We start from the raw sequence: 21,873 nt of genomic DNA, 5'->3' as shown, positions 1-21,873 counted from the left end.
TGGTAGCCTCGATCAGGCACGCTCGGCAGGAACGGACCCGACCATGCGCTACATGCACCATATCCACGCCCTGAACACCCACGACATGGGGGCCTTCCGCCCGTTTTTCGTGGAAGGCCGCGAGGTGGGCTGGGTTGCCCACGCGGTCGCGGATCGTCTGGCCCGGGACGGGCAGGCGGGCGCGTTCGAGGTGGGGCCGTTCGGGGTCTCGCTGCGCCCGTCGCTGACCACGCCCGAGGATCGCAGTGCCGCCGTCGCCGAGACCCTGGCCCCGCTGGTGGCGGAGGGGCTGGCGCCGCCGCCGCGCGGCGAGGGCTATGCCGTCGTCGAGCATTGGGGCGATGCGCCCCTGTTCACGCTCGACCGGGGCCATGTGCCGGTGCTGGGCCTGCGCTCGTTCGGCGTGCATCTCAACGGGGTCGTCCGCCGGCCGGACGGGCTGCACATGTGGATCGGCCGCCGGGCGGAGGACCGGCAGGTGGAGCCCGGCAAGCTCGACAACATGGTGGCGGGCGGCCAGCCGGCGGGCCTCGGCCTGATGGAGAACCTCGTCAAGGAGTGCGACGAGGAAGCCGGCCTGCCCGAAACGATGGCCCGCCGGGCGCGGCCGGCGGGGCTGGTGTCGTACTGCCTGCAGACGCCGGCCGGGCTGAAGCCGGACACGCTGTTCGTCTACGACCTGGAACTCCCCGAGGACGTGATCCCCGAGAACCGGGACGGCGAGATCAGCGGCTTCATGCTCTGGCCCATGGCGCGGGTCCTGGAGACCCTGCGCGAACCGGGCGTGTTCAAGTTCAACGTGCCCCACGTCATCCTGGACTTCGCGCTTCGTCATGGGGTGCTGACACCGGATGACACGCCCGATTATGTGGCGCTCACCCAGGGCTTGCGGCGGGAGCCGGTGCGGTTCCACCCCGACCAGGGCTGAGCGCGTCGGGCCGCGCCGGCACGAACAGGGCAAACGCGAGCAACGGGTACATCACCAGCATGGTGGTGAAGTCCGACCACAGGTTCAGGCCGATGGCCGGCGGGGTCACCGCCGCCGCCAGCGTGCCCAGGCGGGCGGCCTCCCGCAAGCGGTCCGCGCGCGGGCGGCCCGGCGGGAACGCCAGCAGGGCCAACAGCCCGAACAGCGCGAGCAGGGCCGGCGCGCCGCCTTCGGCCAGAAGCTGCATGGCCGCCGAGTGCGCATGGTTGCGTCCCACATGCTCGAACGTAAGGGTGCCCATGTCCACCGCGCCCTGGATGTGCGCATAGGTGTCGAAGCCGTGCCCGGTCCAGGGCGCCTGCTGGAACAGGATCAGGGCGCGCTGCCACAGGTCCAGGCGGTGGATCCAACTGCCGCGCAGCCAGACCTGCGACCAGTCCGTGACCCCCGCGATCTGAACGGCCAGCGAGAGCGCCAGCGGCAGCAGCAGGACGCCCGCGGCCACGCCGAACCCGGCCCAGGGGCGCCTGTACGCCGCCAGCACCGCAGCCGCGCCCAGGGCGAAGCCCAGGGTCGCGGTGGACGAGGCGCTGCCGACCGCCATGATCGCCATGAACGAGGTGAAGGCCGCCGCCAGCGGCGTACAGAAGCGCCAGCGGACCAGCAGCAGCACCGCCGCCGGCACCAGCGGCATGGCGAGGAAGGTGGGCTTGGCCAGCATGTCGGGGGCCAGCGAGAACGGCGGAATGATCTCGGCATGGAGATACAGGGCCCGGACGAGCAGCAGCACGGGCAGCAGCACGGCGGACGCCACGAACACGACGCGCGCCCCCGTGAGCGTCCGGGCTGACAGGTGGTCCAGCAGACGGGGCCAGGCCAGCGCGCACAGCGCCGTGGCGGCGAACAGCACGCCCTCGGTGGGCTTGCCCGGATACGTCAACGCCATCACGCCCGTCGCGGCCAGCAGCGCAAGCTGCCCGGCCAGCATCAGGCGGGCGCGGTCCACCCAGGCGAGCCAGAGCCCGCCCAGGATGACCACGGCGATGGAAGCGGAGGCGAACGCGCCGGCGACGATGACCGCCGGCAGCGGCATCAGGGCGAGGGCGAACGGCAGCAGAGAGGTGATGTGAGACGAACGAACGGGCATGCCTTGGACAATCGGACTGGGGCCGCGCGGGGCGGCCATGGCAGGGACGTGGTGTCGGCGCGACCCCTCAGGGCGCGTTCGCGGACGGCCTCGGGCGGGCGGCGTCGCCCGTGGGGATCGCCGGCAGTGTATCCGCCCAGTCCGGCAGGTCCATGGGGTCGGTGCGGCCGGACGGGATTCGGCAGGTCACCTGGGTGCCGCCGCCCTTGGCGGGCTCCACCAGGATGGTGCCGCCATGCATTTCGGTGAAGCGGCGCGCCAGCAGCATGGTCAGGCCGCCGCCGAGGATCAGGCCGCTGTTGGCGGAACTGCGCCGGCCGCCCGTGTCGCCGCCTTCATCCTCCACCGTCAGGCTGACCCACTCCACCTCGTCCTCGTCGGCGGCGCGGTGGGCGGCGACCAGGACGCGGCTGCCGGCCGGGCTGTCCTTGATGGCCGCGCCGATCAAGTGCATGAGAATCTGGCGGATGCGGGCCTGGTCGCCGATCATCCAGCCGAAGTCCGCGGGGCAGCGGTTTTCCACCACCACGGCGCGGCGCCGGGTGATGGCCCGCGACCCCTCGACCACGGCCGCGACGGTGTCGCCAAGATTGAACGCGTCCACATCCAGGGCGGCCTGACCGGCCTCGATGCTCACCAGATCGGCGATGTTGTCCAGGATGGCGACCAGATCGTGGGCGGTCTCGGCGATGGACTGCGAATAGTCGATCTGCTGCGCGTTCAGGCTGCCATGATACTCGCCGTAGAGCATTTCCGAGAAGCCGGCGATGGTGGTCAGCGGCGTGCGCAGCTCATAGGAGAGGCTGGCGATGAAATCCGCGCGCAGCATGCTGGCGGCGCTCAGCGATTCGGCGCGCTCGCGCAGCGCCTGCTCGATCCGGGCGGTGTCGGAGACGTCGTTGTAGCTGAGCAGGACGCCGCCGTCGGGCAGCGGCACGCAGGCATAGTCCAGCGCCTTGCCGCCGATGACCGCCACGCGGCCCCGGTGCGGGGTGCGCATGTTGGGTGGGCTGAGCACGGCGAAGCGGTGGTGGCGCCAACTGTTCTCGTCGGTGAAGTGATCCCGCAGCATATCCAGGAATGCCGACAGGTGGGGCGAACTGTCGCCCTGGCCGACCGAGGTCTTCCACAGTGTCTCGAAAGCGGGATTCGCCAGCTTCAGGCGGCCGTCGGCGCCGAACACCGCGACGGCCTCGTGAAGGTGGTCCAGGGTCTCGCGCTGCACGGCCGCCAGGGTGTTGAACGAGCGCTCCAGCGACAGCGTGTCGGTGACGTCCTCGTAGGTCAGCAGCAGTCCGCCGGCCGGTTGCGGGCCGAGGACCCGGCGCAGGGTCTTGCCGTCCGGCAGGTGCACCAGATCCTCGACCGGGTCGATGAGGGAGGTGAACCGCTCCACCTCGGCGGCGCGGAACGCCGGGTAGTCCGGCACTTCCGGCAACGCGCGCTGGTCGCGCAACACATCCAGCAGGTCGCCGTAGGTGGGCTGCGCTTCGCGCAGCCAGTCCGGATCCAGTCGCCACAGGCGGGCAAAGGCCGGATTGTGATAGATCAGGTTGGTGCGGGTCCCGAAAATCGCGATGGCCGTGGACAGGTGCTCCAGCACGCCCGAGCGGGTGGCCTGCTCCCGGGCGAGCTTGCCTTCCAGTTCCTCCTCGGCCGAAATGTCGTGGGCCAGCCCCACGGTGAAGCGCTGCGGGGCCGCATCCGTGGTGTCGCCGAACGGGGCCTCGGTGACCTCCATCAGCTTGCGGGTGCCGTCGATCACCAGATGGAAGCGATCCGACATGGGCACGCCGGCGGCCCGGCTGCGGGCGGCCAGGGCGCGCAGTTCCCGGGCGGTCTCGCCGGAGGACAGGTCCCGGTTCTCGGCCACGGCGATGTCCGGGTCCGGGGCCTCGACCGCCCGGGCATAGGCTTCGTTGCACAGGGTCAACGCCAGATCGGCGTCGCGCACCCAGACAGGGTAGGGCACGGCGGCCAGCGTGGCGCGCAGGTGGGCGTGGGCCTTGCCCAGGTGCGCGGCCTCCCGGCTCAGGCGTCCCACGGCGCGGCCGTCGTCCGTGACGTCGCGCACCATTTCGGTGTCGGTGTAGCCCGGCGAGACGTTGTTGACCGTGATGTTCTTGGCCGCGCCTTCCAGGGCGACGGACTTGGTGAAGCCCTTCATGCCGGACTTGGCGGCGGCGTAGTTGGCCTGACCGATCTGGCCGCACTGACCGTTCATCGAGGTCACGTTGATGATCCGGCCGAACCCGCGCTCGCGCATGCTTTCGATGACGTTGCGGGTGGTGTTGAAGGCCGAGGTCAGGTTGGTCTCGATCACGGCGTGCCACTGCTCGGAGGACATCCGGTGCAGGGTGCTGTCCCGGGTGATGCCGGCGTTGTTGACCAGCACGTCGACGGGGCCGTGCTCGGCGGTGATCTGCTCGACGGCGGCCTTGACGCTGTCGAAGTCGGAGACATCGAACTTCATGACCGGGATGCCGGTCTCGGCCTTGAACTTCTCGGCGGCGGCGTCGTTGCCGCCATAGTTGGCCACCACGCGGTAGCCGGCCTCTTTCAACTCAATGCTGATCTGCGCCCCGATCCCTCGGGTGCCGCCGGTGACGAGTGCAACGCGACCTTCAGACATGGATGGTTTCCCCGTTCAGTGGTGTGGTTGTGACGGTGTTTCTTTGGTCCGGCCTCTGCAGCGTCCGGCTTCTTCCGGTGAGACCTGACGCGCGAGCGTCGTCGGCGTGCGACTCCAATCGTCCGACCGATTGCGTAAGGCTTAACCGAAGTCGGAGCCACGTCGCAACGCCGCAGTGGTGGCGGGGTCCGATCGGAGACGACCGGGACGTCCCTGGAACAAACCGCAGGGACTCTACCGGGCAAATGCGTCGCATGCAAAGGAAGACCCGGACGAGCGAGAAACGCGGCATCGGCCGGCGACGCGATAGGCCAACGGACCCGGTCGGATACCCGCAGCGAGAGGGGGGCGTCTCAGTCCGCGAGGCACCCGGCTGTGCGAGCCCGCAGGCGCACCAGGGACACCACGGTGTCGATGGTGGGCGTCGAAACATCCACCAGGCGACCCATCTCCTGCACCGCCGTCACCAGGGCGTCGATCTCCATCGGCCGGCCGCGCTCCAGGTCCTGCAGCATCGACGTCCGGTGGGCGCCCACGGCGGCTCCGGCGCGGATGCGGCGGTCCACATCGATGGGAAAGCGCACGCCCAGCGTCTCCGCGATGGCCTGCGCCTCCACCATCATGCTCCGGGCGACGGCGCGGGTGCCGGGATCGGTGCAGAGCACATCGAGCGTGGCCCCCGTCAGGGCGCTGAGGGGATTGAAGGACAGGTTGCCCCACAGCTTCACCCAGATCTCGGTGCGGATGTCGGGGCGCACGGGCGCTTTCAGGCCGGCGTCGCGCAGCGCCCGGGACAGTCGGTCGGCGCGCTCCGATTTTGAACCATCGGGCTCGCCCAGGGTGAAGCGGTGGCCCTCGATGTGGCGAATCACCCCCGGCTCGATCACCTCGGCGGCGGGGTAGACCACGCAGCCCAGCATCCGCTCGGGTCCGAGGCCGGTCCACTGGACGTCGCCCGGATCCAGGCAGGCGAGACGATGGCCCTCCCACGGTCCGGGCAGCCGATGAAAATACCACCACGGCACGCCGTTCACGGCCCAGACCACCGCAGTGGTCGGCCCCAGCAGAGGCTGCATCCGCTCCACCATGGCGGGCACGGACTGGGCCTTCAGGGTCACGAAGACATAGTCCTGCACACCGAGGTCGGCCGGGGTCTCGACCGCGCGCACGGGCAGGGTCTCGCGGGCGTCGCCCTCGATCAGCGTCAGGCCGTGCGTACGCATGGCCTCCAGGTGCGGACCGCGCGCCACAAGGCTGACGTCGGCCCCCGCCCGGGCCAGCCGCGCCCCCAGGACACCGCCGATGGCCCCCGCCCCGACGATGCAGATCCTCACGCGCCCACTCCCAGCTTCGCGGCCAGTCCGATGCGCTGCAGCTTGCCCGTGGCCCCCTTCGGGATCTCGTCGAGCACCAGGATGCGGCGCGGCACCTTGAAGTCCGCCAGCCGCTCGGCGGCAAACGCGCGCAACTCGGCCTCGGTGACGGTCTGGCCGTCGCGGGCCACGACGGCGGCGGCGACATCCTCGCCCAGCTTGGGGTGAGGCATGCCGAAGGTCACCACCTGCTGCACCGCCGGGTGATCCATCAGGGCGTCATCGACCTCCAGCGGGCTGATCTTCTCGCCGCCCCGGTTGATGATCTCCTTCAGGCGGCCGGTGATGCGCAGATACCCCTCGGCGTCGAATCGCCCCTGATCGCCGGTGCGGAACCAGCGCTGCCCGTCCAGCACGAAGAACGCGGCGTCGTTGGCGGCCGCGTTGGCCTCGTAGCCCGGGGTCACGTTCGGCCCGCTGATGACCACCTCGCCGGTGGCGTCGGGACCGAGCAGCCGGTCCGCGCTCTCGTCGGCGATGCGCACGGCCGGCCCCGCCGGAATCCCCACCGAGCCCGCCTTGCGCGCGGCCGGCGGCAGCGGGTTCGAGGTCATTTGATGGGCCGCTTCGGTCATGCCGTAGCTCTCGATCACCGGGCAGCCGAAGGTCTCTTCCAGCGCGGCCATCACCTGCGGCGGCAGCGAGGCCGAGGACGAGCGGATCAGCCGCAGGCGGCGGCGCGCAAGGATGTCGGCGTTGCGCGGGGCGCGGGTCAGGATCGCCTGATGCATGGTTGGGACGGCCGTGTACCAGGTGGGGGCGGCCGCTTCCATCCAGTGGAACACCTGGAGCGCGTTGAAGCCGGGACTGCACCAGACCGAAGCGCCGTGCGCCAGCGAGGCCGTGACGGCGGCGATCAGGCCGTGGATATGGAACAGCGGCATGATGTTCAGACAGCGGTCGTCCGGCGTCAGGCGCAGGACCCGACCGATGTGGTCGGCCGATGCCGCCACGTTGCGATTAAGCAGCGGCACGATCTTGGGTCGCGAGGTGGTGCCGGAGGTATGCAGCACCAGCGCGGCGTCATCGGGGCCCGATGGGCCCGGCCGGTCGGTGGGGGCGGTGGTCCCGGCGTCCTCGGGGCTCAGCGTGAACTGCCCGGCCGGGGCGTCCGGCGGGATCGCCAGCCGTGCGATCCGGAGGCCGAGCCGCCGCGCAGCGGCCACGGCCGGCCCCTCGTCCCCCTCGGCCACCACCAGCAGGCGGGCGCGCAGGTCCTCCAGATAGAAGGCGTGTTCGTCCACCTTGTAGGCTGGATTGAGCGGCGCCGTGTCGCAGCAGCCCGCGAGGGTGACGAAGGCCGCCGCCATTTCCGGCCCGTTCGGCAGCACGATGGCCACCAGGTCCCGCCGCCCGATGCCGAGCGTGTTCAGGCGCGCCATGGTGTCGTCGGCGAGCGCGTTCAGGGCGCCATAGGTCAGCCACGGCCGGTCCGGGGCGCCGATGGCCGGGGCGTCGGGGGCGTGGGGTCGCAACAGATCGCGAACGGTCTCCGGCATGGTCTTGGGTCCCTGTCGATCGGCGCGGGGCGCGCGGCCCCTCGTTCCTCGCTGATAGCAGACAGGCCCGACAAAACGCCAGACCGACCGCGTCGCCTGCCCTTACCCCAACCGGGCCAGCAGGCGGACCAGTCGCTGCGTGCGGCCCGAGAACAGGCCGGGCGTGAAATAGCTGCCGGCGGTGCGCTTGGTGGTCTCCGAAAGGGTGGGGTAGGGCGCCACCATGGTCGCCAGGGCTCCCGCCTTCATCCGCTTGTGCAGCGCCAGAATCCAGGGCGCCAGGACCTCGCCCGCGTGCCGGCCGACGATGCCCACCCCGAGCAGGCGGCCCCGTCGGTCGGTGACCAGCTTGACGAAGCCCTCGGTGGCCCGCTCGCAGCGGGCGCGGTCGTTGTCCTCGAAGGTCCAGCGCAGCACGCGGATGCCGTCGCCGTGCCGCTCCCGCGCCTGGGCTTCGCTCAGGCCCACGGCGGCCAGTTCCGGATCGGTATAGGTGACGTGCGGGATCGGGGTGGCCGAGGCTTTGATGGGCAACCGGAACAGCGCCGATTTCAGCACCAGCGCGCCATGATACCCGGCCACGTGGGTGAACTGCGGGCCCCCGGCCACGTCCCCGATGGCGTAGACGCGGCGGTTGCTGGTGCGCAGGCCCTCGTCCACCGTGATCCCTTTTTCCGTGTGGCCGATGTGCCCGCCGTTGAGGTCGAGCGTGTCCGTCACCGGCTGGCGGCCCAGCGCGACGAGCAGGTGCGAGCCGTCCACCGCCGTTTCGCGGCCCGCGCGGTCGGACAGGTGCACGCGCACCCCGGCGTCCGTCGGCGCCACAGGCCCGGCCCGCCAGCCCTCGCGCAGGTCCACGCCCTCGCCGGTCAGCCGGTCGCGCACCACCGCCGTCAGGTCCGGGTCGTCGCGGCCCAGAATGCGGCCTCCTTCCACCAGAGTCACACGGGTGCCCAGGCGCCGGAACGCCTGCGCCAGCTCACAGCCGATGGGGCCGCCACCCAGGATCAGCAGGTGCGCCGGGCGCTCCGTCAGGCCGAAGACGGTCTCGTTGGTGAGATACGGCACGGTCTCCAGCCCGGGGATCGGCGGCACGGCCGGGCGCGAGCCGGTGGCGACCACGAACCGGCGCGCCCGGATGCGGGTGCCGTCGTCGGTTTCCACCGTGCGCGCATCCACGAACCGGGCGCGATCGTGCAGGACGGTGACCCCCAGGCCCTCGAACCGCTCCACCGAGTCCATGGGCGCGATGCCGGCGATCACGTCGCGCATGTGGGCCATGACGGCGGGGAAGTCGATCTCCGGCTCCGGAAGTCGGACACCGAACCGTCCGGCGTCCCGGGCCGCCTGTGCCGCCGCCCCGGCGGCCAGCAGGGCCTTGGACGGCACGCAGCCCACGTTGAGGCAGTCGCCGCCCATCTCGCCCTTCTCGATCAGCACGACCGAAGCGCCCATCTGCGCCCCGCCTGCGGCCACGGTCAGGCCCGCCGCCCCGGCGCCGATGACGCACAGGTCGGGTCGGAGCGGACCCCGGCTGTTGCCGGTCATCGCGCGCGCCCCTTCCAGCGTTTGTACAGGGTCGGCACCAGGGCCAGGGCCGCGAGGCCGAGCAGGGGCGCGAAAATCTCCGGGTCATAAATGAGGCCCAGGTCGGGTCGGCCCCCGGCGGCCAATACCGCCTCCAGGCCGTTGCCGACGCTGGCGTAGACGGCCGCGCCGGGGATGATCCCCAGCGCGGTGGCGAGCACATAGGTCCGGGTCGGCACCCCCACAAACGCGGGCACGAGGTTCACCAGCCAGAACGGGAACAGGGGCACCAGCCGCAGCACCAGCAGCGACGAGAAGGCGTTCTCGCGGAACCCGGTCTCAAGCCGGGCGATGCTGCCCTTGACGCGGGCGCGCCACGCCTCGCCGAACACGAACCGGGCCGCGAGAAAGATCCCCGTGGCCCCGGCGGTGGCGCCGGTCACGATCAACAGGGTCGCCAGCGCCGTGCCGAACAGATAGCCGCCGGCGATGCTCATCCACACGGCCCCGGGCACGCTGAAGGCGACGATCCCCACATAGGCCGCGACGAAGGCCACCATGGCAAGCCCCTGATGGTTCGTGACCCAGGCGCGGATGGTCTCGTGGTGGGTGCTCAGGGTCTCGAACGACAGCGCCTGATGCCCGCCGAGCGCGAAGAACAGGCCGAGACCGGCGGCGAACACCGCCAGCACGCCCACCCGCAGGGGCCAGCGGCGACCCGGCGGTGTCGGCGGGGCGTCGGCGCCGTCCACGTCGCCTCCCTCCGCGTCGCCCCCCTCCGCGTCGCCCCCCTGCGCGTCGCCATCGGGCGGGGCGGCGGCGGGCGGCCAGGACGACGGTGCGGCCGATGAGGATGTCTGATGCCTGCTCATACCGGACCATTTGATACAGAAACGGGCCGGGTTCAATCCCGACGGGGCGAGACCGCGAAGTTTCCGGACCGCGCGACGGCGTTGACTCGCCCGGTTCCGCCCCCTATAAAGCGCGCTTTCCCAACCACCTGTTCGCCTTGACGGAGTCGACGCCGTGAAACGCCCCTATCAGCCTTCCAAGCTCGTCCGCAAGCGGCGCCATGGGTTCCGCAGCCGCAGCGCCACTGTCGGCGGTCGCCGCGTGTTGGCGAACCGTCGCGCCCGTGGCCGCAAGCGTCTGTCGGCCTGACGCCCCGGCTCCGGGGTTTCGCCCCCGCGGCCCGTCCGTCGGGGCGACCCGGCGCTGAGAGCCTCTGAGCCATGGATGCGCCCCAGGATGCGCCTCAGTCCCGCACCACGGACCCGGCGCCCGAAGCGGCGGCCGGGACCCGTCCCGCCCGTCTCAAGCGGCGGGGGGACTTCCTGCGTGTGGCGGCGGCCCGGCGCAAGGTCGTGACGGCCGGGTTCATCCTGCAGGCCGCACCCAATCCCGCCGTGCGCCGATTGCCGGCGGGGGCGACCCCGCCTGGGCCGCGCCTGGGCTTCACCTGCAGCCGCAAGGTCGGCAACGCGGTGGTGCGCAATCGCGCCCGCCGCCGCTTGCGCGCGGCCGCCGATACCGTGTTCCCCACCGACGCTAGGCCCGGTCTTGACTATGTCCTGATCGGCCGCCAGGAGACCAACGACCAGACCTTCGCCCGCCTGCTGGAGGACCTGCGCAAGGCCCTGAAGCGGGTGGCCGAGGCCCGGCCGACGCCCGGCGGCGGTGGCGGCGGCCGAAAGGGGCGCCCGGGCGGTCGTTCCGGCGGCCGCCCTTCGCGTGCGGAGGGCGGCGCGTGAACGACGGCCTCCGCACGGTCCTGCGGGGCCTGATGGCCCTGCCGCGCCAGGTGCTGCGCGGCCTCATCCGCCTCTACCAGCTCTTCATATCGCCGCTGATCGGGCCGAGCTGCCGGTTCTCGCCGACCTGCTCCAACTACGCCATGGAAGCCTTGGCGCGCCATGGCGTTTTCGCGGGCGGATGGCTGGCGGCGCGGCGGATTCTTCGTTGCCATCCGTGGGGCGGCATGGGATACGATCCCGTCCCCGAGACGTGGCCCCGTTCGACGCCGTCGCACGGCTTGCCGCCGCGTCCGGAGTCTGACGATACGGCACCCCCCGGCTCCGAGGGGCCCCGGGTGAAGGGCCCGGGACCCGAGGCCTGACGGCCCCCGGGCGTTTCGGGGGGCGCTCCGGGGCCGCAGGCGCCCTCCGACCCCGGCCCGCGTGACGGCGGCCGGGACCTCTGACGGACAAAGGACTCATGGTCGAACAGCGCAATCTGATCCTCGCGGTCGTTCTCTCCATCGCGGTTTTGTTCGGGTTCGAGATGGTGTGGCGGATGATCTCTCCGCCGCCGCCGACCCCTGTCGAGCAGACCGTGGGCGAGGGCCTCACTCCCTCTGGCGAGACCGGCGACACCGGCGGGGTGGGGGCGCCCGGCGCGCCGGGGACGGCGGATGCCGGCGGCGCGGTGCCTCCGGCGCCGGGCATGCCGACCGTGGACGGCGCGGGCGCGGCCGGGGCCATGACCCGCGAGGAGGCCATCGCCGCGACCGAGGGCGATCGCGTGGTCATCGACACGCCGCTTGTCCATGGCTCGTTGCGCTTGAAAGGCGCCCGTCTGGACGACATCACGCTGACCGAATACCGCGAGGATCTGGACCCGGACAGCCCGCCCATTCACCTGTTCTCGCCCTCCGGCGCGGTCGATCCGTACTACGCCGAGTTCGGCTGGGTCGCGGGTCCGGGCGGCGAGTCCCTCGCCATGCCGGGACCGGACACCCAATGGGAGGCCTCGTCGGACACCCTGCGCCGGGGTGAGCCGGTCACGCTGACCTGGGACAACGGCCAGGGCCTGCGGTTCGTCCGCACCCTGGAGATCGACGACGCCTACATGTTCACCGTCACCCAGCGGGTGGAGAACACGGGGGCCGAGGCCGTCACGCTCTATCCCTACGGCCTCGTCTCGCGCACCGACCGGCCGCAGACCACGGGCATCTGGATCCTGCACGAAGGGCCGCTTGGGGTCTTCGATGGCACCCTGACCGAGGTCAACTACGACGATTTCGAGGACGAGCCCACACAGGCGCAGACGACCACCGGCGGCTGGATCGGCATCACCGACAAGTACTGGCTGGCCGCGCTGGCCTTCGATCAGGACGCCGAGGCCACCACCCGCTTCTCGCGCCGCATGGTGGATGGGCGCGAGAAATTCCAGGTGGACTACCGTCTGCCGGGCCGAACCCTGGAGCCGGGATCCAGCGTGCAGGCGACCAATCACCTGTTCGCCGGCGCGAAGAAGCTGCAGATCCTCGACAAGTACGAAGATAAACTGGGCATTACCAACTTCGACCTGGCCATTGATTTCGGCTGGTTCTACTTCATGACCAAGCCGTTCTTCTATGCCCTGCTGTGGCTTGAGGACTTCTTCGGCAACTTCGGGCTGGCCATCCTGGGTCTGACGGTGCTGATCAAGCTGGCCTTCTATCCGCTGGCCAACAAGTCCTACACGTCCATGACCAAGATGAAGAAACTGCAGCCGGAAATGAAGAAGCTGCAGGAGCGGTTCAAGGACGACCGCCAGCGCATGAGCCAGGAACTCATGATGCTGTACAAGCGGGAGAAGGCGAGCCCCGTCTCAGGCTGCCTGCCCATCCTGGTGCAGATCCCCGTGTTCTTCGCGCTGTACAAGGTGCTGTTCGTATCCATCGAGATGCGCCATGCGCCGTTCTACGGCTGGATCGAGGACCTGTCCGCGCCCGACCCGACCAACGTGTTCACGCTGTTCGGGCTGATCCCCTGGGATGCGCCGGCGTTCCTGGCGGTGGGGATCTGGCCGCTCATCATGGGCGGAACCATGTTCCTGCAGCAGAAGCTGAACCCGGCCCCGCCGGACCCGACGCAGGCCAAGATCATGACGTTCCTGCCCATCATGTTCACCTTCCTGCTGGCGCAGTTCCCGGCCGGTCTGGTGATCTACTGGACCTGGAACAACCTGCTCTCGATGGCCCAGCAGTGGTTCATCATGAAGCGCATGGGCGTGTCGGTGAATGGCTGACGACGACCCCGGTGCGGGCGGCGCCGACCCGGAGGCCGCCGCCCGGGTCGAGACCGGCCGGGTGCTGTTCGCGCAGCCCTGCGCCTTTCTCAAGGGCGTGGCGGACCTGTCGGGTCTGCCCGCCTCCGACCTTCCCGAGATCGCATTCTGCGGCCGCTCCAACGTGGGCAAGTCCAGCCTGGTCAACGCTTTGACCGGCCGCAAGACGCTGGCGCGCACCTCCAACACGCCGGGGCGCACGCAGGAGATCAACCTGTTCTACCTGGGACCGGAGGGAACCCCGCGCCTGATGCTGGCCGACCTGCCGGGGCATGGCTTCGCGCGCGCGCCCAAGGCCAAGGTGGACGCCTGGACGCGGCTGGTGAACGCCTATCTCAAGGGCCGCCCGCCGCTGCGCCGCGTGCTGCTGCTGGTGGATTCGCGCCACGGCCTGAAGGCGGTGGACCGCACTGTCATGGGCATGCTGGACGGCGCGGCGGTGAACTATCAGGTGGTGCTGACCAAAGCGGACAAACCGGCCTCGGCCGCCGTCCAGCGGGTGCATGAGGCGACCCGGGCGGCGCTGGCCGAACACGTGGCCGCGCATCCGGACGTGCTGGTGACGTCGTCCGAGACGGGGGCGGGCCTTCCGGACCTGCGCGCCGCGCTGGGCGAGATCGCGCTGCCGGCCTGACCATCGGGGGCGCCGGCGGGCGCAGGAGAATCGACATGGGGAAACGACGGGGAAGGCGGAGATGAGCGGTTACGACACCACGGCCCAGGACCGGGAGGCGCTGCGCGAGGTCTGGCTGGAGAAGGCCAAGACGCTGTCGGAGGCGCTGCCCTACATGCGCCGGTTTTCCGGGCGGACGGTGGTCATCAAGTACGGCGGCCATGCCATGGGCGACGCGGAACTGTCGGCCTGTTTCGCCCGGGACGTGGTGCTGCTCAAGCAGGTCGGCATCAATCCCGTGGTGGTCCACGGCGGTGGTCCGCAGATCCAGAAAATGCTGGAGCGCCTGAAGATCCAGTCGGAGTTCGTGGACGGCCTGCGGGTGACCGACCGGGCGACCGTGGACATCGTCGAGATGGTGCTGTCCGGCTCGATCAACAAGGAGATCGTCTCGGCCATCACGCAGGCCGGCGGTTTCGCCATCGGTCTGTCCGGCAAGGACGGCCACCTGATCCGCGCCACGAAGCTGCGCCGCAAGAAGCGCGATCCGGACAGCAACATCGAACGGCTGCTGGACCTGGGTTTCGTCGGCGAGCCCACCGAGGTGACGCCGCACGTGCTCAACTTCTTCCAGGGCTCGGACGTGATCCCGGTGATCGCCCCCATCGGCCAGGGACCGGAGGGCGAGACCTACAACATCAACGCCGATACCGCCGCTGGCGCGGTGGCGGCGGCGGTCGGGGCCACCCGCCTGCTCATGCTGACCGACGTCAAGGGCGTCCTGGGCCGGGACGGCGCGCTGATCGAGGAAATGTCCGCCAGCGAGGCCCATGCCGGCATCGCCGATGGCACCATTTCGGGCGGCATGATCCCCAAGGTGGAAACCTGCCTAAAGGCGGTGGAGGAGGGTGTCGGCGGCGCCGTCATCCTGGACGGCCGGGTGCCTCACGCCGTGCTGCTGGAACTGTTCACCCCGCACGGGGCCGGCACCCTCATTCGGGGGCCGCATCGCGGCGCGCCGGCAGCGGAATGACGAAAGTGTCATGATCGGGTAAGGCCCCGGTGAGGTGGCCGACGCCATAATCATTCTTGAAGAAAGCGTCCCCTTCGCATTCTTCCAATCCCCAGGTCGGCGGCCCGTTCCCCCACGGGTCGCCGATTCTGTTTTGGGGTCTCCGGGCACCGCTTCGGTGGCCCGCCGGTTTCGCACCGCGCCCATCGGGGATACCCTCCGGGTGGCGGATGTCGGATCACGGTATGGGCGAGGGGCATGGCAGCGGTCGAGATCGAGGGACTGGTCAAGCGGTTCGGCCGGGTGGCCGCGCTGGACGGGGTGACGGCGCACCTGCCCGACGGCGCCTATGCCGTCATCGTGGGCCGCTCGGGCTGCGGCAAGTCCACGCTGCTGCGCCTGCTGGCCGGCCTGGAGGATGCCGACGCCGGGGCCGTCCGCATCGGCGGGCGGGACGTCACTGCGCTGCCGCCCAAGGCCCGCGACGTGGCCATGGTGTTCCAGTCCTACGCGCTCTATCCCCACATGACGGTGTTCGAGAACATGGCCTTCGGCCTGCGCCGGCGCGACGGGCGGCGGGACAAGGCCGCCATCGCCGCCCGCGTGGCGGAGGCCGCGCGCATGCTCCACCTGGACGACCTGATGGACCGCCGGCCGGCCGCGCTCTCCGGTGGGCAGCGCCAGCGCGTCGCCATCGGGCGGGCCGTCGTGCGCGATCCGGCCGTGCTGCTGCTGGACGAGCCGCTGTCCAACCTGGATGCCGGGCTGCGTCTGTCGGTGCGGCGGGAGCTGGCCACGCTGCATCGCCGGCTCGGGACCACCATGGTGCACGTCACCCACGATCAGACCGAGGCGATGACCCTGGCCACCGTCATGGTGCTGATGAACGCCGGGCAGGTGGAGCAGGTGGGGCCGCCGCTGGACCTCTACGGTCGGCCGGAAACGCCGTTCGCGGCGCGATTCCTGGGCACGCCGCCCATGAACCTGATGCCGGCGACGGTGACCGAGGAGCCGGGAACGGTGGCGCTGCCCGGCGGCGGTCGACTCAGCCTGGACGCGGCGCGGGGCCTGCCCCCGGGCGCGGCGGTCCAAGTGGGTGTGCGCCCGGAAGCGCTCGCGCTGTGTTCGCCGGCCGCGGGCGCGCTGGCCGGCGCGGTGGTGCTGGCCGAGCACCTGGGGGAGTCGGTGCTGGTCCATGTGGCGGCGGACGAGATGGCGGCGGGCGAGGCTGACCCGCTGGTGGCCCGGCTGGGTCCGGACGCGGGCGTGCGGGCGGGAGAGACCGTGGGCCTCTCCTGGCCGGCGGCCGCCACGCACCTGTTCCATGACGGCCGCCGCCGTGATCCGTCGGTGGGGGGTTAACCCGAACCGGGCAGGATGGCCGCGCTGATCGCCACATAGTGACAGCCCGCCGCCGCCAGGACGAGCGTATGCCAGATGGCGTTGTGGAAGCGCAGGCGCTTCGCCAGATGGAACAGCACGCCCGTGGTGTACAGCACGCCGCCGATCAGCAGCAGCACCAGGGACTCCGCCGGCAGCGCCGTGACCAGCGCACTGCCGGCCAGCAGCCCGACCCAGCCGAGCGCCAGATAGAGCAGCAGCGACAGCCGCTCGAAACGATGCGGCCACATCAGTTTCAGACCGACACCCACCAGGGCCACGGGCCAGACCGCCGCCAGCAGCGCGGTGCCGATCCATCCCCCCAGTCCGACCAGGGCGAAGGGCGTATAGGTCCCGGCGATCATCAGATAGATGGCGGCATGGTCCAGGCGGCGCAGGCGCGCCTTCCAGCGCGGCGCCCAGGTGATGTTGTAGGCCGCCGACATGCCGAAGCTGGCCAGCATGCCAAGGCAATAGACGGTGACAGCGCTGATGGTGACGGGATCGCCGATCAGGATCGACCGGGTCAGCAGGACGGAGACCGCGACGATGGCGAGGATTACGCCGATCACGTGCACCACCCCATCCAGCCAGCGCTCGGCGCGTGTATACTTATCGCTCATGGCGCTCCAGTTTCGGTTGTTTCGCCCGCGTCCGGTCGGGCTGGCGGCTCCGATCGGACAGGATCGCCCCAGAGCATGGCGGGACCATGGCCGCGTTGCAACGGTCGTCGATGCGAGTCCAGGGCGACGGGCTCAGGTTAACGGGATCGCTCTTCCAGGTCTTTGCAGCGGGTTGGAGACTTGCGCTCGAGGTCCTTCAGCCGCTTCGCGGCTTCAGGATGACATCCTATAATTTTAATGTGTCATCCCGAGTGAGCGAAGCGAGACGAGGGATCTCGAGAGACCCGCTCCGACAGCGAGGAACATGCCGCCATGTTAACCTGAACCCGTTGCCCTGGATGCGCGTCCGTTCCGGGCAGGCCGCCGGAAATGCGCGGGGCACCGAACCCCGGGTTGCGTCGGGGCGGCGCCCGGGCTAAGCCTCGCGGGTGCCCACGCAGGAGACTGCCGCCATGCCTTCATCCGATCGTCCGGTCCGGACCCGCAGCGATCTGAATGCCCTGTCCGAAGCCGTGACCGTCGAGGCGTGCGAGCCCGCCTTCAAGGGCTATCTCCGCATCGACCGCTATGTGCTGCGGCATGCCCTGTTCGGCGGGGGAATGGGCCGCCCGATCACGCGCGAGCTGCTGGAGCGCGGCCATGCGGTCGCGGTGCTGCCCTATGATCCGGTCCGGGACGCCGTGGTGCTGCTGGAACAGTTCCGGATCGGGGCCCTGGGCGCGGGCATGGGGCCGTGGCTGCTGGAGGTGGTCGCCGGCATCATCGACCCGGACGAGACCGCCGAGGCCGTGGCCGCGCGCGAGACGCAGGAGGAATGCGGCCTGACCGTCACGGCCCTGGAGCCCATGGCGCGCTGGCTGTCCTCGCCGGGTTGCACCACGGAGACGGTGCAGCTTTTCGCCGGCTGTGTGGAGTCCGGCGCGGTTGGCGGGATCCATGGCCTGGATGACGAGGGCGAGGACATTCGCCCCGTGGTCATGCCGGCCGACGACCTGTTTGCGCTGATGCGCGACGGCGGCCTGGACAACGCCACTATCCTGATCGCCGCCCAGTGGCTGGCGCTGAACCGCGACGACCTGCGCGCCCGCTGGCGGGGCGCGGCCGGGGTTTGATCATCGCGCTCGATCAAGAGCGCGCCGGAGACGCGCGACCCGCGCGCGACCGGATGATCTCCGCCAGGGCGGGCAGGCGCTCCTCGGGCAGGTCCAGCCGCACGTGGACGGCGTGTTCGGTGCGCGCCACCAGATGCGCCGGCGTGGCGCCCAACCCCGGAACGTCCAGGGTGAGGGTGTCGCCCCGCTTGGCCTCGACCGCCGGATCCAGGGTGGCGATGCCGCTGGCGGACAGCCCGGTGATGCCGACCGGGCGGGCCGCCGCTCCCTCCCGGACCAGGCTGGCGGTCAGGGACACGGCCTGCAGCCGGTGCGCGCCCTGGTCCTGATCGCCGCTGCCCCGCACGATGCGGTCGAGGGCGGCGAGCATCTGCTGCACGCGGCCGCGCACCTCGTCGGCGGCGGTCTCCACCTCGCCGGTGCGGGATCCCGTCAGTTCGGCGGCCGACGAGACCTCGCCGATGTTGTCCGAGGCCTCCTGGGTGCTGTGGGCGGCCTGCACGGCGCCCTGACTGATCTCGCCGGTCGAGGCCGTCTGCTGTTCCACGGCGGCCGAGACGGCGGTGGTGATCTCGTTGATCTCGCCGATGACCGCGACGATGGCCTGGATGGCGTCCACGGCCTCCCGGGTCGCCGCCTGCATGCCGCCGACGTGGGCGCCGATCTGCTGGGTCGCCTGGGCCGTCTGGCCGGCCAGCGTCTTGACCTCGCCCGCGACCACGGCGAAGCCCTTGCCGGCCTCGCCCGCCCGTGCGGCCTCGATGGTGGCGTTCAGCGCCAGCAGGTTGGTCTGGTTGGCGATGTCGCTGATGAGCCGGACCACGGTGCCGATCTCGTCGGCCGCCTGGGCCAGCCCCTGAATGCGGTCGTTGGTCGCCTCGGCCTGGGAGGCGGCCCGGTGCGCGATGTCGGAGGCGCCGGAGACCTGCCGGCTGATCTCGCGGATCGAGGCGGCCATCTGCTCGGCGGCGGCGGCGACCCCGTCCACGTTGCCGGCCGCGCTGCGCGACGCATCGGCGGCGGCGCTGGCCCGGCCCTCGGTCTGGCGCACCGCGTCGGTCATGTCCACGGCGGCGTCGTGCATGCGGTGGGCCTGAGTCTCGACGATCGAGACGGCGGCGCGGATCTCCTCGTCCAGGGCGTTGGTGAGGGCCATCATCTCGGTGGTCAGCTTGCGCGCATCGCGTCGCGTGTTGGCGGCCTGTTCGGCCTGCATCGCCTCGATGCGCCGGCCGTTGTCCTTGAACACCTCGACAGCGGCGGCCATGGCGCCGATCTCGTCCTTGCGGTCGCGGCCGGGCACGTCCACATCGCGGTCGTTGTTCGCCACCCGCTGCATGACCTGGGTGATGGCCACGATGGGGCGGGCGATGGACCGTCCGATGAGCACGGCGGCGATCACGCCCAGCACGAGGGCGAGCGCGCCGCCGCCGAGCAACAGTCCGGAGGCCAACGCGCTGTCCTGCGCCGCGCTGTCCTGGGCGGCGGCGCGGGCCCGGCTCAGGGCGGCGACCATGTCGGCGCGCGCGCCTTCCATGGCGCGGTCGGCTGCCCGGATCGCCTGCGCCTCGCCCACGAGGGCCTCGAAGACGGTTCCCAAGGCCGCGATGGGTCCGCCGAAGGCGGTCCGCAGCGCCTCGGCGGCGGCGGGATCGGCGGCCGTCGCCCGCTGGATCAGGGTGGTTCGGGCCTGGGCGAGATCGGACAACAGGGCGCTGACCGTCTGCCGGTGTGCCTCGTCGGGGTCCGCGATGTAGCCCTGGATGGCGTCCCGGGTGCGGGCGGCCAGCGCCCGCAGTTCGGTGGCGGCCAGGATCGTGCTTTGCGCAACGTCCAGGGTGGCGAAGGACTCGGCGGCGGCCGTCTCGGCGCCGGAGGCCAGTCGGTCCGCAGCCTGTCCGGCGTCCTCGGCCAGCACCGTCATGATGTCGAGGGCGGCGCGCGCCAGGTGGTTCGCCTCCAGCTTGGCCCGCAGCACCGCGTCCCGATCGTCCAGCAGGTCGAACTCGTGCTCCAGGGCGCGGCGGTAGATCTGGGCGGCCTCTGATAGGCGCGCCACCAGCGCCGCCGTGGCCCCGGTGTCGAGCGACCGGCGCAGGCCCAGCACCCCCAGGAACAGGTCCCGGGTGGCGTCCGCCACCGCCGCCCGGTCCTCGGGCGTCTGCGTCCTCAGAAACTGTTGTTCCAGGGCGCGGGTGCGCTGCACCTGCACCGCCAGATCGGACAGCGCGGTCAGGGACTGTTGCAGCGCGTCCTGACCGGACGCCGGCGCCCCGTTCGCCCGTGCGGCCGTGATGCGGGCGGTCAGGAAGGATTTCAGCCGCCCGGCCGCGTCCGCGAGGGCCTGCGAGGCCTCGGCCAGCGTCTGTTCGGTGCGCAGACGATCATTGGCCAGCGCGCGGTCCTGCTGCACGGCGACGACCAGCCGCCGGACGCCCCGGGTCAGGTCGGTTCTCGCCCGGCCCAGGGTTTCGGCATCCACGTCGCCGATGTCGTCCGCAAGCGCGCTCAGGGCCTCGATGGAGCGGCCGAGGTCGTCCAGCGAGCGCTTCAGGGCCTGCAGGGCATCCACCGATCCGGTGGTCCCAAAGTCGGAGAGGCGCGGACCGACGATGGCGAGGTCCCGCAGCAGCGCCTCCATGACGGCCAGCAGACGGGCCGCGCGGTCGTCCCGCTCTCCCGCTTCGGTCGCGCGGGCGCGCGCCGCGTCCAGGCGGGCGGTGCGGGTGGCGATGACGTCGTTGATGGCGTCGCGCAGGTCCGTCGTGATGGTGGCCGCGCGGGCCGCCGCGGCCTGCACGGCCGCCGCCGCCTCGGCGTAGACCTGGACGTTGGCGCTATAGTCCCGGACGGCCTCGCGGGCCTCGCTGACGGGGCCGCGCAGGTCGGCGCGGTCGTCCAGGCGGTCAAGATGGCCTTCGATTCGGTCCAGGCCGGCCGCCACGTCCGCCGCCGCCCGGTCGTCGCCGTCCGTGCGCGCGCGCCGTTCGGCGTCGGCCACGGCGGACAGGGCGGCGACGGCCTCAAGCGCCTCGCGCTCGGCGGCGAACCCGGACTCCGCTTGCTCCAGCGCCCACCACCCGGCGGCGCCCACCAGCAGGGTGAGCAAGAGGACGACGACGAAACCGGACAGGATGCGGACGGAAATGTTCATCGGCCTGTCCCCTGACAGGCACCACGGACCCCCCCGCGACCGGCCGAGGGGCAGGCCCGATCAGGCAGCCGGACCGGAGCCTCGTCCGTGGCGCGCCTTTCTAGAACAACTTCTCGACGTTGAGGCCGATGGTGATGGCGCCGATGGGCGCGCCGGTCTCGGGATCGACGATGGTGATGCTTGCCTGGGACAGAAAGGCCTCGGCGCTGTCGTCGAATTCCACGTCATCGATGAACGTGGCGTCGGGGCCGGCCTGATAGGTCTGTTGCCACTTGGCCTCGTCGCCCTGCCAGTAGTCGGACGTGATGTCGGACTGGCCGACGTTCAGGCCCACATCGTCCATGACGAAGATCTCGGAGGCGGTGCCGTCCAGGCCCTGCTTCTTTTCCACCAGGAAGGCGGACAGGTCGTTGTCCATCACACTGTCCAGCAAGGGGCCGGATCCGGCATCGGCTTCCGCCCGCCATTGCTGGTCCAGGGCGTCGATTTCCGACTGGGTGATGTCCGCGTGGTCCGCGTTCTGGGCCTTGATGGCGTCGATCAGGACCGGATCGGAGAGCCAGGGGCGCACGCCGCTGTCCAGCAGGGCCTCGATCTGGGGCTTGAACTCGTTGGCTTGGCTCAGGCCGGGCAGCAGGCCGACCCCCAGGGCGATGGCCATGGCCACCGAGCGGCTTCGAGACATGGCGCGAACCTCCCGTTGTGGGGCGCTCCGATCGTCTGTCGTGCGCCCTCCGGTTTCGGAAGGCTCAGTTTGCGTTAGATATGCATGCTGGTTGTTTGGGCGAGATAAGTCCGGCGATGCATGCCAGGATTGCACGGG

Annotated in this window: 18 protein-coding genes; 9 read left to right on the top strand and 9 right to left on the bottom strand. The window is 70.9% G+C overall.

Annotated elements, in window-relative coordinates; genetic code table 11:
- Nucleotides 1-43 precede the first annotated feature (43 nt).
- Nucleotides 44-928: an NUDIX hydrolase gene (locus GHC57_RS02695; RefSeq protein WP_153340898.1), complete on the top strand. Its 885-nt coding sequence runs from the start codon at nucleotides 44-46 to the stop codon at nucleotides 926-928.
- Here GHC57_RS02695 and GHC57_RS02690 read toward each other — a convergent pair.
- From GHC57_RS02690 to GHC57_RS02665, 6 genes are all read right to left on the bottom strand, one after another.
- On the bottom strand, nucleotides 876-2,075 hold the full coding sequence (locus GHC57_RS02690; protein WP_170294642.1) for an O-antigen ligase family protein: 1,200 nt from the start codon (nucleotides 2,073-2,075) through the stop codon (nucleotides 876-878). The genes GHC57_RS02695 and GHC57_RS02690 overlap by 53 nt on opposite strands.
- 67 nt (nucleotides 2,076-2,142) lie before the next feature.
- The gene (locus GHC57_RS02685) at nucleotides 2,143-4,707 is read right to left on the bottom strand and encodes an SDR family NAD(P)-dependent oxidoreductase (protein ID WP_153340894.1); all 2,565 of its coding nucleotides are present in this window, start codon (nucleotides 4,705-4,707) and stop codon (nucleotides 2,143-2,145) included.
- 353 nt (nucleotides 4,708-5,060) lie between these two features.
- Nucleotides 5,061-6,041 carry a 2-dehydropantoate 2-reductase gene (locus GHC57_RS02680; protein WP_170294641.1) on the bottom strand — a complete coding sequence of 327 codons (981 nt, stop codon included), beginning with the start codon at nucleotides 6,039-6,041 and terminating at the stop codon, nucleotides 5,061-5,063.
- Nucleotides 6,038-7,579 (bottom strand): acyl--CoA ligase, encoded by a 1,542-nt coding sequence (locus GHC57_RS02675; protein WP_153340892.1) that lies wholly within the window; start codon nucleotides 7,577-7,579, stop codon nucleotides 6,038-6,040. The genes GHC57_RS02680 and GHC57_RS02675 overlap by 4 nt, the downstream gene beginning before the upstream one ends.
- Before the next feature lie 102 nt (nucleotides 7,580-7,681).
- Nucleotides 7,682-9,127 (bottom strand): dihydrolipoyl dehydrogenase family protein, encoded by a 1,446-nt coding sequence (locus tag GHC57_RS02670; protein ID WP_153340890.1) that lies wholly within the window; start codon nucleotides 9,125-9,127, stop codon nucleotides 7,682-7,684.
- On the bottom strand, nucleotides 9,124-9,858 hold the full coding sequence (locus GHC57_RS02665) for a VTT domain-containing protein (RefSeq protein WP_170294640.1): 735 nt from the start codon (nucleotides 9,856-9,858) through the stop codon (nucleotides 9,124-9,126). Before GHC57_RS02665 ends, GHC57_RS02670 begins: the two co-directional genes overlap by 4 nt.
- Before the next feature lie 274 nt (nucleotides 9,859-10,132).
- Here GHC57_RS02665 and rpmH point away from each other — a divergent pair, with 274 nt between their 5' ends.
- The 7 genes from rpmH (at nucleotide 10,133) to GHC57_RS02630 (ending at nucleotide 16,143) form a co-directional block, all read left to right on the top strand.
- Nucleotides 10,133-10,267: a 50S ribosomal protein L34 gene (gene rpmH, locus GHC57_RS02660; RefSeq protein ID WP_170294639.1), complete on the top strand. Its 135-nt coding sequence runs from the start codon at nucleotides 10,133-10,135 to the stop codon at nucleotides 10,265-10,267.
- A gap of 71 nt (nucleotides 10,268-10,338) precedes the next feature.
- The gene (rnpA, locus tag GHC57_RS02655; protein ID WP_153340888.1) at nucleotides 10,339-10,857 is read left to right on the top strand and encodes a ribonuclease P protein component; all 519 of its coding nucleotides are present in this window, start codon (nucleotides 10,339-10,341) and stop codon (nucleotides 10,855-10,857) included.
- 32 nt (nucleotides 10,858-10,889) lie between these two features.
- Entirely contained in the window at nucleotides 10,890-11,222 is a 333-nt protein-coding gene (yidD, locus tag GHC57_RS02650) for a membrane protein insertion efficiency factor YidD (RefSeq protein ID WP_153341038.1), read from the top strand.
- A 98-nt stretch (nucleotides 11,223-11,320) separates the two neighbouring features.
- Nucleotides 11,321-13,117 (top strand): membrane protein insertase YidC, encoded by a 1,797-nt coding sequence (gene yidC / locus GHC57_RS02645; protein ID WP_153340886.1) that lies wholly within the window; start codon nucleotides 11,321-11,323, stop codon nucleotides 13,115-13,117.
- Nucleotides 13,110-13,790 (top strand): ribosome biogenesis GTP-binding protein YihA/YsxC, encoded by a 681-nt coding sequence (gene yihA / locus GHC57_RS02640; protein ID WP_153340884.1) that lies wholly within the window; start codon nucleotides 13,110-13,112, stop codon nucleotides 13,788-13,790. Before yidC ends, yihA begins: the two co-directional genes overlap by 8 nt.
- Nucleotides 13,791-13,851: 61 nt before the next feature.
- Nucleotides 13,852-14,802, top strand: a complete 951-nt coding sequence (gene argB, locus GHC57_RS02635; protein WP_153340882.1) for an acetylglutamate kinase — start codon at nucleotides 13,852-13,854, stop codon at nucleotides 14,800-14,802.
- Nucleotides 14,803-15,039: 237 nt separating this feature from the next.
- The gene (locus GHC57_RS02630; RefSeq protein ID WP_153340880.1) at nucleotides 15,040-16,143 is read left to right on the top strand and encodes an ABC transporter ATP-binding protein; all 1,104 of its coding nucleotides are present in this window, start codon (nucleotides 15,040-15,042) and stop codon (nucleotides 16,141-16,143) included.
- On the opposite strand, the gene trhA is transcribed toward GHC57_RS02630, so the two are convergent.
- Nucleotides 16,140-16,784, bottom strand: coding sequence for a PAQR family membrane homeostasis protein TrhA (trhA, locus tag GHC57_RS02625; protein ID WP_153340878.1), 645 nt, complete (start codon nucleotides 16,782-16,784; stop codon nucleotides 16,140-16,142). The genes GHC57_RS02630 and trhA overlap by 4 nt on opposite strands.
- A gap of 452 nt (nucleotides 16,785-17,236) precedes the next feature.
- Here trhA and GHC57_RS02620 point away from each other — a divergent pair, with 452 nt between their 5' ends.
- Nucleotides 17,237-17,896: an NUDIX domain-containing protein gene (locus GHC57_RS02620; RefSeq protein ID WP_153340876.1), complete on the top strand. Its 660-nt coding sequence runs from the start codon at nucleotides 17,237-17,239 to the stop codon at nucleotides 17,894-17,896.
- 13 nt (nucleotides 17,897-17,909) lie between these two features.
- Here GHC57_RS02620 and GHC57_RS02615 read toward each other — a convergent pair whose 3' ends face one another.
- Nucleotides 17,910-21,050, bottom strand: coding sequence for a methyl-accepting chemotaxis protein (locus GHC57_RS02615; RefSeq protein ID WP_153340874.1), 3,141 nt, complete (start codon nucleotides 21,048-21,050; stop codon nucleotides 17,910-17,912).
- A gap of 100 nt (nucleotides 21,051-21,150) precedes the next feature.
- Entirely contained in the window at nucleotides 21,151-21,735 is a 585-nt protein-coding gene (locus GHC57_RS02610; protein WP_153340872.1) for a hypothetical protein, read from the bottom strand.
- Nucleotides 21,736-21,873: the final 138 nt, after the last annotated feature.

This window comes from Roseospira navarrensis (assembly GCF_009601025.1).
GTDB lineage: Bacteria > Pseudomonadota > Alphaproteobacteria > Rhodospirillales > Rhodospirillaceae > Rhodospira > Rhodospira navarrensis.
Note: the sequence above shows the minus strand (reverse complement) of the source record. Positions and strands in the feature narration are given on the sequence as shown.

Coding starts and splice junctions, on each gene's coding strand:
- GHC57_RS02685 (WP_153340894.1), bottom strand. CDS start 4,707: ATGTCTGAAGGTCGCGTTGCACTCGTCACCGGCGGCACCCGAGGGATC.
- GHC57_RS02620 (WP_153340876.1), top strand. CDS start 17,237: ATGCCTTCATCCGATCGTCCGGTCCGGACCCGCAGCGATCTGAATGCC.
- yidD (WP_153341038.1), top strand. CDS start 10,890: ATGGCCCTGCCGCGCCAGGTGCTGCGCGGCCTCATCCGCCTCTACCAG.
- argB (WP_153340882.1), top strand. CDS start 13,852: ATGAGCGGTTACGACACCACGGCCCAGGACCGGGAGGCGCTGCGCGAG.
- GHC57_RS02675 (WP_153340892.1), bottom strand. CDS start 7,579: ATGCCGGAGACCGTTCGCGATCTGTTGCGACCCCACGCCCCCGACGCC.
- GHC57_RS02615 (WP_153340874.1), bottom strand. CDS start 21,050: ATGAACATTTCCGTCCGCATCCTGTCCGGTTTCGTCGTCGTCCTCTTG.
- trhA (WP_153340878.1), bottom strand. CDS start 16,784: ATGAGCGATAAGTATACACGCGCCGAGCGCTGGCTGGATGGGGTGGTG.
- GHC57_RS02670 (WP_153340890.1), bottom strand. CDS start 9,127: ATGACCGGCAACAGCCGGGGTCCGCTCCGACCCGACCTGTGCGTCATC.
- GHC57_RS02690 (WP_170294642.1), bottom strand. CDS start 2,075: ATGCCCGTTCGTTCGTCTCACATCACCTCTCTGCTGCCGTTCGCCCTC.
- GHC57_RS02630 (WP_153340880.1), top strand. CDS start 15,040: ATGGCAGCGGTCGAGATCGAGGGACTGGTCAAGCGGTTCGGCCGGGTG.
- yidC (WP_153340886.1), top strand. CDS start 11,321: ATGGTCGAACAGCGCAATCTGATCCTCGCGGTCGTTCTCTCCATCGCG.
- GHC57_RS02610 (WP_153340872.1), bottom strand. CDS start 21,735: ATGTCTCGAAGCCGCTCGGTGGCCATGGCCATCGCCCTGGGGGTCGGC.
- GHC57_RS02695 (WP_153340898.1), top strand. CDS start 44: ATGCGCTACATGCACCATATCCACGCCCTGAACACCCACGACATGGGG.
- rnpA (WP_153340888.1), top strand. CDS start 10,339: ATGGATGCGCCCCAGGATGCGCCTCAGTCCCGCACCACGGACCCGGCG.
- yihA (WP_153340884.1), top strand. CDS start 13,110: ATGGCTGACGACGACCCCGGTGCGGGCGGCGCCGACCCGGAGGCCGCC.